The organism is Aquimarina litoralis, assembly GCF_019295435.1.
Taxonomy (GTDB): Bacteria; Bacteroidota; Bacteroidia; order Flavobacteriales; family Flavobacteriaceae; genus Aquimarina; species Aquimarina litoralis_A.
The window spans coordinates 33435-46255 of sequence record NZ_WEKL01000040.1 but is presented as its reverse complement, the minus strand read 5'-3'; the positions used below and the strand labels follow the sequence as shown (position 1 = coordinate 46255).

8 protein-coding genes are annotated in these 12821 nt (G+C 34.1%); all 8 read left to right on the top strand.

Annotation, left to right across the window (positions count from 1 at the left end):
* Positions 1-1464, top strand: a 1464-nt coding sequence (locus GBO31_RS17970; RefSeq protein ID WP_219009849.1) for a contractile injection system tape measure protein, incomplete at its 5' end; no start/stop codon positions are given.
* A gap of 206 nt (positions 1465-1670) precedes the next feature.
* Positions 1671-3461 carry an eCIS core domain-containing protein gene (locus GBO31_RS17965; protein WP_219009848.1) on the top strand — a complete coding sequence of 597 codons (1791 nt, stop codon included), beginning with the start codon at positions 1671-1673 and terminating at the stop codon, positions 3459-3461.
* A gap of 30 nt (positions 3462-3491) precedes the next feature.
* Positions 3492-4160, top strand: coding sequence for a hypothetical protein (locus GBO31_RS17960; protein ID WP_219009847.1), 669 nt, complete (start codon positions 3492-3494; stop codon positions 4158-4160).
* Positions 4161-4198: 38 nt separating this feature from the next.
* Complete coding sequence (locus GBO31_RS17955; RefSeq protein ID WP_219009846.1) at positions 4199-8347, top strand: DUF4157 domain-containing protein; 4149 nt, start codon at positions 4199-4201, stop codon at positions 8345-8347.
* A 6-nt stretch (positions 8348-8353) separates the two neighbouring features.
* Positions 8354-9043: a hypothetical protein gene (locus GBO31_RS17950; RefSeq protein WP_219009845.1), complete on the top strand. Its 690-nt coding sequence runs from the start codon at positions 8354-8356 to the stop codon at positions 9041-9043.
* 13 nt (positions 9044-9056) lie between these two features.
* The gene (locus GBO31_RS17945) at positions 9057-10352 is read left to right on the top strand and encodes a hypothetical protein (protein WP_219009844.1); all 1296 of its coding nucleotides are present in this window, start codon (positions 9057-9059) and stop codon (positions 10350-10352) included.
* A gap of 165 nt (positions 10353-10517) precedes the next feature.
* A complete protein-coding gene (locus GBO31_RS17940; RefSeq protein ID WP_219009843.1) occupies positions 10518-11336 on the top strand; it encodes a peptidoglycan-binding protein in 819 nt (272 codons plus the stop codon).
* A gap of 6 nt (positions 11337-11342) precedes the next feature.
* Complete coding sequence (locus GBO31_RS17935; protein ID WP_219009842.1) at positions 11343-12686, top strand: ATP-binding protein; 1344 nt, start codon at positions 11343-11345, stop codon at positions 12684-12686.
* Positions 12687-12821 lie beyond the last annotated feature (135 nt).

Genomic DNA, 12821 nt, shown 5'->3' with positions numbered 1-12821 from the left:
CTCCAGTTGGATGTTGTCAAAGCACTTCAAAAGAAATTGGTTAGTATAGATGATAAAACCATTTTAGATAAAAAAGATTATTCATTTTTAAATACTACAAAAGAAAAAAGCGATGTAGATGCATTTTTCCACTTTCTAAAAACCGGAAGGAATCCATGGTGGGATTCTGAAGAAGATGTAGAGGATCCATCATTTATAGAGACCCTAATTTCAAATAAGAAATTTAAAAATGAGTTTTTCCAATTGATTCGTAATTCGAATGTGCGTAAAAGATTGATATATCAATTTTCTGATGAAACAATAATTACAATCTTAAATGAAAAGAAAAGTAATGTTCCACTACCAAAAACACTCGAAAAGCAAAAACAGCGAGAACACTTTTGGGAGTCTATATTGAAGTTTCAGATTCACAAAAATAAGAAACTACTTACTGAAGAATTGAATAAGCTCTACTATTCTACAAGAATAGATTCTATTCAAAAAGATGTGTCTAAGTTTATCAAAAAGCATTCAAAATTAAAGGATGTCATAAAGAAGAATGTACTTCAGAAAGAAAACAAACTGCTGGAAATAAATAGATTACAAACTAGCATAGAGAAAGTCTTTATTAAAGTTATAACGAAACAACTCAAATTAGCTTTAGAAACAAATAAAACATTAGAGCTGTCACTTGAAACAATTGAAAAATATCTTGATGATACATTCAAAAAGTATGTAGACTATAAAGTTGTGGAAGAATCAATCACACAAATTGTTAAACAATTAGTTGAGTTTTTTCATGAAAAGAGTAATCGATTTAGATCAGAAATACAATCATTCACTGATGAATTAGTAAAAGAAAACATAACTCTTGTAGCGGATAAGAGTTTAAAAGACTTTGAGATAAGTCAAGATCAAATCTTTGAATACTTCGAAAAAGAAAAGGAAAGTATTCAAGAAACAACAAATGAAATTGAAGATTCGGCACTCTATATAAACAATGCCGGTTTGGTATTGCTTCATCCTTATATCAAAATTTTGTTTGCTGCTTTGAATCTTTTGGATGATGAAGGAGCAATAGCACAGGAAAAAATGGAATTGGCTATTCATTTATTACACTATTTGGCTACAAAAGAAGAGAAACCAAAGGAGGGAAGCTTAATTTTTGAAAAATTCTTATGTGGTTATCCGCTAGATAAACCAATTCGGAAGCACATAAAATTACCCAAAAGCTTTAAAGATGAGAGCGAAAAACTACTGAGCTCTGTAATAAAAAATTGGCAGGTATTAAAAAACACTTCTGCTGATGGATTACGAGAAAACTTTATAAAAAGAGCTGGTAAATTAATACTAGATCAAGATTCGAATAAACATCGAATTGTTGTGGAGCGAAAAACTCAAGATCTGCTATTAGAAAAACTACCATGGAATTTGAATATGGTTAAACTCCCATGGTTTGAACAACTGATTTTTGTGGAATGGTAACTTTTACTTCCTCCTTTGAAACGACGTCGCAATTGCGATGGGCGAGTTGAGGTGTTGGAAAAAGAGGATGTTGTTCTATGGAACTTCATTCTAAAACCAACAAATGTCGAAGTGAATTTGAAAGCGAAAACCTATTGGTTAAACAGTTTTTGGAAGTTTTCGAATAAAAAATAGGATTAGAGATGAAATAATAAAATAGATACGGCATGAGATTACAGCGAAAGAAAAAACCAAGAGTTCAAAATCAGGGAGAACAAGCTTTTATTCAGCCAAAATTAAAGGTAGGACAACCAGATGATAAGTATGAGGTAGAAGCAGATCAAATGGCTGATCAGGTCGTTAACAAATCTTCATCTAATACTGAAGGTGCTATTCAGAAGAAAAGTTCAGAAGAAGAAGTACAACAAAAACCTTTGGCTAGCACAATAACTCCTTTGGTACAAACAAGTATGTTTAAAGATAGAAATGAGGGTGCTGTGCAGAAGATGGAAGAAGAAGAATCTGTGCAGAAGATGGAAGAAGAAGAATCTGTGCAGAAAATGGAAGAGGAGGAGACTGTACAGCAAAAGGAAGAAGAAGATTCTATTCAGAAAATGGAGGAAGAAGAGACGGTTCAGTCCAAATGTGATGATTGTGAAAGTGAAGAAAGTGTACAAAAGATGGAAGAGGAAGAATCTGTACAAACGAAGTCAAATAATAATCTGACTTCTTCACAATCCCATAAAAATTCATCCATAGAATCCAGATTAAGAGGCAGTAAAGGTAAAGGGAATAAAATGTCTGGAGGTACCAAAAATGAAATGGAAGCAGGTTTTGGTACAGATTTTAGCAATGTAAATATTCATACAGATACAAATGCAGTTCAGTTAAGTCAGGATTTGGGAGCACAAGCTTTTACCCATGGAAATGATGTATATTTTAATAAAGGGAAATACAATCCCAATTCTACAGAAGGGAAGCACCTATTGGCACATGAATTAACACATACCGTTCAACAAAGTGGTATGGTAAATAAGAAAATTCAAAAGAAGCATACATTAGAAAATGATCCTAAAGACGCACCATCAGGAATGGGGTGTAGTGTTGCTAATGATAGCGCATTTGGAATGCAAATGAGTATTAATCATGGCGTGGGAAGTAGTAATTTAACCGAATCAGATAAAGCAATGCTATCAAATCTGGCAATGAATTGGCATGCCTCTGGAGGTAAAGATGTTATTCGAATCGATGGTTTTGCAAGTATCGATGGTAAACCAAGATTTAATTGGGGACTGTCATGTGATCGTGCGGAAAAAGTAGCTGAAGAGTTAATGAATCCATCAGATGGATCTCAAGGAATTCCAATGGCAAATATCAAAACTTTTGCAAATGGTGAGACCAATCAATTTTCAAAATCTCTAAGTCCTAACAGAAGAGCAGTAGTAACGATTCCTAATACTGTTCCACCACCAACTCCAAAGAAAAAGAAACCTAAACAAAAGACTTTAACACTGAATGTGGTACATGTAAAAGGTAGTAGTGGCAATATATCAAGCGCCATTCATTATGCAAATAATGAGGTCTATCATCAAGCCAACATTAAAGTAAAGAAAGGAAAGGAAATCAGTCTGCCAACTTTTATATCAAAATTGATTATTGGTAATGATTTGGTATTGGATGAATATCCTAATCCTACAAGTCCTACCAGTGAGGAAAAAGCATTATTGCCTTTAAATCAAAAATCTGGAGAAATCACCTTGTTTTTTGTTAAAGAATTAAGTGATGGTAGCTTAGGAGAAGCATTTTGGCCAGCAACAGGAACTGGACTTTTAGGCGTAGTAGTTGGTAATATAGGGACTGACAATACTGTATCTCATGAAATGGGGCATGTACTATTAAATAGAGGGACACATGTAGTTCCAGACAATACATATTTAATGCATGACACAGCTTCGAACCCCAAAAAACTAACTCCTGAAGAGATTAAAACTATGAGATCAAGCTCTTTTGTAAAGTAACTTTTTAAATAATAACTAAAACTAATCATCATGGAAGCGCTATTTAAGGATTTATATCTATACGAACTTGTACTACTGTTTTTAGGTGTTTTTTTGTTCCTGATTCTAAGTGCGGGCTTGGTGTATTATATTATTAAAAAAGAAGAGATTAAAAAATTATTATTGTTTTTCCCGATTCCTATTTTAATGATAGGATACCCAAGTGTAAAGGAAATAACGATCTCATCGGATAAAATAGCATTCTCAAAATATCAGGAGGAATATATAGAAAATCCAGAGGATACTATTGCGAAGCAAAATCTTGAAAAACTTACCGAAAAATTGGAAGAACGAGCACATTCTCCAGAAGATATTATACAGATTAGTAAAGCAAAATTATTATTAGGAAATACTAAAGAAGCGGTTCAATATGCTAACAAGGCTATTAAAATCGAAAAAGAGAGAGTCAATTCAGGAAATGCATCAGAAACAGAAGATCCAACTACCAATGATCCTGCTAATTCCTCTCAAACAATAAGAATTACTACTCAAGCAAATCAATTAAAGCAATTAGCACGGATACAAAATATGAAAAGTAAAGATGTGGATACGACTGTGCTAAATGCTAAGATCAATGAACTAAAAGTGGATAAAGAGTTGGTAGGAACCAAAAAAATTATAAAAAGAAAAGCTTTCGAAAATTTAAAGATTAAAAATTAAAACCATTACAAAAAAAACGGGTATCAGAGTAAAGTAACATGTTTACAACAGCAACAAGAAATACTACAACGACCAAGTCCAATAATAGTTCTCTTTTTCAAAAAGAAAATGGAGATAGTGCCTTCATTCAACCAAAGTTAAATATTGGAAAACCTGGAGACAAGTATGAAATTGAAGCAGATAAAGTTGCTGATACCGTTGTTGCCAAAGGAAATGATCAAACAAGTCCATTTTTTAGTCCTGCTCCTCAAGTACAAAAACAACAAGAAGAGGACGTTCAAAAACAGGAAATCACTGAAAATACGGTGCAACAAAAACCTTTAGGTGATACTATTACTCCTTTCATTCAAAGACAAACAGAAGACGAGGTAATACAGCAAAAAGAAGAACAAGAAGAAATTCAACAAAAACCTGAGGATGAAATCCAAAAGCAAGAGGTATCCGAAGATTTGGTGCAGTCAAAAGTAGAAAGTACCAATATAACTACAGAACTTCAGAAACAAGAAGAAGATATTCAGGAAAAAGAAGAGGAAGAAGAAGATGTACAACTGGTACAAATGAAGTCTTATACTGTTCCCAATACAGAAAGTTCTATAGAATCTCGATTACAAAGTTCCAAAGGTAGCGGATCACCTTTACCAAAAGATACCAAAACACAAATGGAATCTGGTTTTGGCAGGGATTTTAGCAATGTACGCGTACATACGGATTCGAATGCCAAACAGATGAGTCAGGATCTGGGGGCACAAGCTTTTACCCATGGAAATGATATTTATTTTAACGAAGGTAAGTTTGATACTTCTTCGAACTCAGGAAAACATCTGCTAGCACATGAATTAACTCATACGGTACAACAAGGAGCTTCCACTGTAAGAAAAAAACCAGTAGAAGTGACATCAGCTCCCCAGATGGTTCAAGGATCATTCTTAGATTGGATACCAGATTGGATATTGGATAACGCTCGCAATATACCAGGGTATTTATTGTTTACGGTAATTATTCAATACGATCCTTTGCGAGGGCAAAGAGTAGAACCTACACCGACAAATCTTTTAAGAGGTTTAATAGGTTTAGTACCATTTGGAGTTGCCATTTTTGATAAATTACAGGAATACGCAATTCTTCAACGAGTATTCGATTGGGTAACTGGGAAGTTAAGTGAATTAAACCTGACGACCAGAGCGCTATTAGATCTAGTAGAGGAGACTTGGGAGAACAACTCCGTTACCTCATTTATTGGAGCACTACGAGAAGAGTTTAGTGATCTCGTGGATAGAATAACCACATTTGCAAGTTCACTAGTCGATCAAATTATTGATTGGATTAAAGAAGCATTAATAGATGTAGCAGAGCCCATTTTAGCAGAAAATAGAGCCTGGTCTCTTATTAAAAAGATTATACACTACGATCCATTACGAGATGAAGAAGTGTCTGCAACAACTGTCGAAATTCTGGAAGATTTTCTAATACTTATTGGTAAGGAAACAGAGTTAGAGCAAATGCGAGAACGAGGCACCTTACAAGAAACTGCTGATTGGTTAGATACTCAGGTAGGAACGTTTATGTCTTTACTAGGAGAATTAAGAGGTTTGATCAATGCTGCTTGGGAAGCTATTCGCCCAGCAAATCTAACAGAGATTGCGACTAATTTAACAGCATTATCAGGCAGAGTGACAGGTTTCCTGGAAAGAGTTTGGGCATTTGCATCAACAGTAGCAATTGAGGTGTTAAAGCTCATTAAGAAAGCACTATTAAGTTGGCTGTCTTCTGTAGCCAATGAAACCAGAGGATTCTCATTAGTGAAAGTTATTATAGGAAAAGATCCTTTCACCGATGAACATGTTCCCAGAACAGTTCCGAATCTTATTCGTGGTTTTATGAGTTTGATGGAAGGCGGAGAAGCACAATATGCTCAAATGGTAGAAACAGGAGCAATTGCCAGAATTGTAGGAGAGATTGAAGCTGCTGTAGAGACTTTGAATATGACTCCACAATCTATAGTTCAGCTCTTTACAGATTTGTGGAATTCTTTCACCATAGATGATCTGTTAAATCCTATAGATGCATTTATGAGGATTATAGAACGATTCGGAGAACCTATAGGTAGATTGATTGCTTTTGTAGCAGAGATTGTGCGAATTGTAATCGTAGGGATTTTGGAAATCATGAATTTTCCATTCGATTTGATAGGAAATATCATTACCAGATCCTTACAGGCTATTGAAGATATCAAAAGAGACCCTATTGGATTCCTTAAGAATATACTGAGAGCAATTAAAGAAGGGTTTATAAAATTCTTTGATAACATTGTTACCCACTTGATCAATGGAGTAATGGGTTGGTTAATGCGAGAATTAAGAGATGCAGGAATTCCAGAGTTAACCGATTTCTCATTACAAGGTGTTATCAGTTGGGTATTAGAGGTTTTAGGACTTTCCATGGAACGTATTTGGGAAAAGCTTGCAGAGCATCCACGTATTGGACCAGAACGTGTAGCTAGAATACGAGGAGCGATAAATACCTTAGAAGGAATTTGGACCTTTATTAAAGATGTACAAGAACGCGGTATAGCAGCAATTTGGGATAAGATTCAGGAACAACTTAGTAACCTTTGGAATGTGGTAATCGATGCGGTGAAGAATTTTGTAATGACCAGAATTATCACGCAAGTTACTACGCGGTTATTAAGTATGTTGGATCCAACCGGAATTATGGCAGTGGTAAATGGAGCGATAGCATTTTTTAATGCAGTGCAAAGTTTTATTCAGTATTTAAGAGAAATGCTGGAAGTAATCAACTCTTTTGTTAACGGAGTAGCGGATATCGCACGAGGAAATGTGGCTACTGCTGCGGATTATTTGGAGCGAACTATGGGACAATCCATGCCTGTGGTAATAGGATTTTTAGCGAATCAAGTAGGATTAGGAGGAATTGGTGCTAGAATAGCAGAAATCATAGGATCTGTAAGGGCACTAATTGACGAGGCGTTAACATGGTTGGTAAACAAAGCTGTAGATACCGGTATGGCTCTGTTGGATAGAGTGATGGCAGCTGGCGCAAGCGCACGTGATGCGGTATTAGGATGGTTAGGATTACGAAAAAGATTTACTACAGAAGGAGAAACTCATAATATATTTTTAAGAGGTTCAGCAAGAAATGTCCAAATGTGGATAGCAAGTGATGAAATGCCTTTTGTGACTTTACTTTCCACTAAGCAAACAGAAATTAACGAAATGTCTGAAGGTGCAGCAAAAAACAGAAAACAAGATGCATATAATAATGCCTCAAGTATATATAATAATGATATTTCGAGAATAATTAATTTACTATCTGCTGATAACCTTACTGATGATAGAAAGAATGAATTAGAGGCTGAACTAAATACAAAGTTTGATGAAATAGTCCCATTTTTAGTAACTTTAGGTGTAGGAGGAGCTAGAGGAAGATTACCAAATACACAGGTATCAATTGGCGGAACTGGAGGGAGAGCATCTTACTCTGAGGCAGATCCCTTAACTAAAAATGGAAGTAGGAAACCACCTAGAGTTACTGCAGAACCGGATGGTTGGGCAACTCATATAAAAACTATTAACAATTACAGTAATATCTACGTTCGATTACATCTGCTTCATTTTGATTTAGGAGGACCTGGCGGCGATACAGGAAATGTAACACCTGGAAGAAAGACTGAAAATCAAAATATGTATAATCAAGCGGAGAGTAATGCCGTGGATTTGGTGCATAATCAAAATAGAGTATTATGGTATCGAGCTGAGGTAACTGGATATAGAACAGAAACAGGATATACAGATTTTGCTGAAGCAATAAGAGTTACTTACGGTTTTAAAGAGAAAAATGAAAATGGAGAATGGGTAAGAGTAGGTGATGTGCTTTATGATAATGTTTTCCCAGTAAGCAAACCAGATCCTGCAGGAAGTAATGATCCAATTCCATCAATTAATAATACACCGTTTAATTATTGGGATTCAGAATTAAAGAATATACCGGGAGCTCCAAGTCGATCAATATATAGAGAATGGGTAACAAATAGAGGTGCTAGCAATTATACTACATGGGCAGAGTTTACCAGTTCTTCTGCTTTTATGATTGCAGACTCAAAATACAATGGTTCACTAGAAAGTTGGTTTAGAGCTGCAGTTGGAGCAAATAAATTAAGAGCATTCTAAGAAATTATGGAAGTAAATTTTGATAAAATAGAAAAGCTAATTGAGAAATTAAAAACGTCTTCCTTTATTTCAAATGTCAATTTTGAAAGTGGATTAGGAATATCTACTGAAGATTTTTTGGATTACTCCAAAGAATATACAATTACGATATCGGATGAAATAAAATCTTTTTATTCAGAGTTTGATGGTCTGAGGTTAAGTTGGAATTATATTTCCGGACATGTTGAAAGCAATCAAACCATTATTTCGGAAAACACTAAAATTTTACCATTCTATCAGATGATTTCGGGTTATGATGGTAATTTCTGGGAAGGTGAAATATGGAGTCAAAATACTTCGGAAAAGATAAGTTCCTTTTATAAAAGGTTAAAAGTTTTTGATTATATCGAAAATGACAACGTTCATTGTATATGCTTAGAATTATCCTTAGATAACATGTTAACTCCTAAAATGTGGATATTTCGTGGAGGTTATACTCCAATTCCATTGAATATAGATATTACTCAATACGTGGATAAATTATGCCAAACAAAAGGCTTTTGGGGTTGGCAGTATTTATTTACAGATATAGATTTAAATTCTCCAGAAAATGAAGGAATAAAATTAGGGCTTAAAGATTCTTTAAGGTCATATTTGAATTTTTTTCCTGAAATGAGACATCTTGACTTCTATAAAAGAATGAAACAATTTCTATGAAAAGAAACAAACAATGTTCAAAGATAGAAACCAACATATAACCCATAAATATAAAAGTCAACAATCAGTTTTTGGCAATGGGAATGGCTTAGCTTTTATTCAGCCTAAAATCAATGTTGATAGGTCAGAAGAAACCAAAGAACCAGAAGTCGCAATGGATGATACATCATCTCAAAAGATGAATCCTATTTCTTTTTTTAACACTCCAATAGTTCAAAAAAAACCAGAAAAACCGGTGCAAAAAAAAGAAGATAAGGAATGGTATGAAGACACATTTTCAGGGAATAATCATATGCCTTATGAGGTTCAGGTAATTTTTAACAATATTGACAAAAATAGTGCTTATACAATTCCTGAAGAAGAAAAGGATGTTTTTACAGAATGGAAAGATATATTGGTGGAGCAGATTCATGCTTTAACATCTCAAGGAGGTAAGGATGCTATTATAAATATTTTTCGATTAATAGTTAAGGCAATTGGAAATGGAACTCTTCCAAAAAAAATGATAAAAATTCTATCCCAAAAAAATAAAACTTTTAAAAGTGCAAGTGAGTGGAATGAAAACGCCAAAAAACCCTGTCAAGTAATTTCTGAAACTGACTTGGTTACAATTTTTAAAGAAGGTGATCTTCTAGATCAGTTAAAAACAAATGAACAAGGCCGTACTTGCAAAGAAATCGAAAATAATCAGTGCTTAAAAAGTGAAGAGGAATATCTGAAGTTTTTAGTAGATAATAAGGTGGCTGATCACCTTAATAACGCATTTAGAATTTTGGGAATAGATACTGTAAAGGCTCAAGCAGTATATCTTGCACATGCGGCAGGAGAAAGCAATAACCTTATGAGTCTTACGGAAACTAAAAACAAATGGATGGCCAATTATAGAGGTGGTGAAAAGTTTAGAGGAAGAGGAGCATTTCATACTACGCATAAAGATGGTTATGTAAGAGTACTCGCATATCTCGATGCGTTGTTGGAAAATGAAAAAATTTCAGAAGAAGATAAAAAAACAATTAAAAGAGCATCCGAAGCTATTAAAAAAGATGTTGCTAAAGCTTCAGATCCAGAATTTACGTTTCTTTTTTCTGCAGCATATATGCATATGGCGGGTGGAGTAGCTGTTTCGGGAAATGTTAAGGGAAATCCATCATTTCAAGGAAAAGGACCAGAATCCTCTTGGGTAGCGGGTAATGATATTAATAAATTAAAAGAAAAAGAAAAATTCTTAGGAAGAGCAGCTTTAAAAGCTAAAGTATATGCAGAAGCTATACGTGTTCTAGGCAATGATAAATGTTCTGAAAAAGAATAACAGCTTTAGATGAAGGTTCTTGCATAAAGAGCACAGGTAAAAACCCCTTTAAAGATTAGTTTTTAACCCTATTTAAAATCAGTTAATTAAGAGTAAATTTAGGGTCTAAATTACCAAGCCAAATCTGAATGTTTAAATCTCAATTATTCACTAAAGTGTGTTACAATGAAAAAAACAGCATATCAAAAAGAATTGGTTATTAAGACTACTCAGAAAAGAAGAGGAGTTAATAATAGTAGGAAAGAAGTAAGGAAAATTCAATCCTGGTTAACATTGTTTTCTATTCCAAATCCTGGAAGTGGAACCGCTACAGAAATTGATGGTGATTTTGGCCCAGCAACAGAGAGAGCTGTAAAGAATTTTCAGAGATTCCATAATCTCGAAACTACTGGAATTGTTGACCAAGAATTGTTCAGTAAGTTATGTTTTGGATTAAAAGAAGCTTTTGAAAAACCATTAATTAGTACCAATTTGAGAGATTTGATGGTTGAGGTTGCAGAAAATCACTTACATCAACATCCTTTTGAATTAACCATAAAAGGAGAATCTAATAGTGGGCCTTGGGTGAGAAGCTATATGGATGGCAATGATGGTGCATTGTGGTTTTGGTGTATGGGATTTGCACAAGCCATTTTAGATCAAGCAGCAAGTGCTTTGGGTAAAAATTTTAAAACCCTAATGCCATTAACCTATAGTTGTGATACTGTTGGGAATACTGGATTGGAAAAAAGTTTATTATCTAGATATCAAAAAATAAGACAAGATCCAACGATTATAAAACCAGGAGATATTTTCTTAATTCAAAAATCACGATTGGATTGGACACACACAGGAGTTATCATAGCTGTAGATGATGACGTTATTGAGACCATAGAAGGAAACACAAATCATCAGGGTTCTAGAAATGGAGTAGCAGTGATGAAAAGAACGAGAAGTTTTAGAAGATCGAAAATAGATGTGTTTTCAATCGAACCCTTAGTTTAAGAAAGTATGACAAAGATATTGATTCAAAACACAGCACACTTTGATAGTAAGTTATCCTACTTAAGAGAAGTAATATCATATCGATTACAGGATAGTTATACAAGCGATGCTCCTATTTTTCCAAAGTTTGATGAAATTGTCTCAGATGATTCTTTGTTTTCAGAGTTTGCAAGGGCAAAACAGTTATCAGAGGATGAGGTAATTACCTTATTGTTAGCAATCGTTCCTCATCTAATACCTAACTTTTTTACTGCTATTATCTCTGATTTCTTGCCAAATGGAGGAGAATTACCTGAATTTGGAGGCGTAAAAGGAAAAAATCATAGAGGAATTATTCCAACCGGAGAAACGGTACAATTTGTTCTTGGTGGTGTTGATATCCAAAAGAGAACTCAGCTAACTGAGCTATTTCATGAAGATCATATTTTTAGAAAAGAAAGTATTCTGTATTTAGATACCGTTCCTACAGGAGAACCTAGGATGAGTGGGTGTTTGATCATGGATGAAGAGTATATCGAATTATTTACCACAGGAAAAATTTTAAAACCAACAATGAGCAAAGATTTTCCTGCAGAAAGAATAGAAACGCAATTAGAATGGGAAGATTTGGTGCTTCAATCCAAAACTTTACAACAAATAAAAGAGATAGAATCTTGGCTTAATTTTAATGATATTGTTTTGAATGAATGGAATATGAAATCCAGAATCAAACCAGGATATCGTATCTTATTTTCTGGTCCTCCAGGAACAGGAAAGACGCTTACCGCAACCTTATTAGGAAAGTATACAGGAACAGATGTGTATCGTATTGATCTTTCTATGATTGTATCTAAATATATTGGAGAAACGGAAAAAAACCTGTCAAAACTCTTTGATAAAGCCAAAAATAAATCCTGGATTCTGTTTTTCGACGAAGCGGATGCCATTTTCGGAAAGCGAACGAATGTTAGAGATGCTCATGATAAATATGCAAATCAAGAGGTCTCATATCTTCTTCAGCGGATCGAAGCGCATCCTGGACTAGTCATTCTTGCAACAAATTTCAAGAATAATATCGACACAGCTTTTACCAGAAGATTTCAATCTATTGTAGAATTTGAGAATCCATCTTATAAGGAAAGACTGGAATTATGGAAGAATAACCTGCCCAATAAAATAACATTAGCCAATAATGTATCCTTAGAAGAAGTTTCCAAAAAGTATGCTCTTACAGGTGCAAATATTATTAATGTAATACAGTTTGTTTGTTTGAAAACTGTTGCATCAAAACATTCCGAAATTCTTTTAGAAACCATCTTAGAAGGAATTAAAAAAGAATACCTAAAAGAAGGTAAAATGATTACAATTTAATAGTTTATGAACTATTTATTCATGTTATCAACAATCCTATAGATTAAAAAGAGGAAATCAATATTTTTAAAAACAATCGTTTTTTGATACCTGAGTTTTTTCAAATACTTAGGCATATCAAGAATTAAAAATATT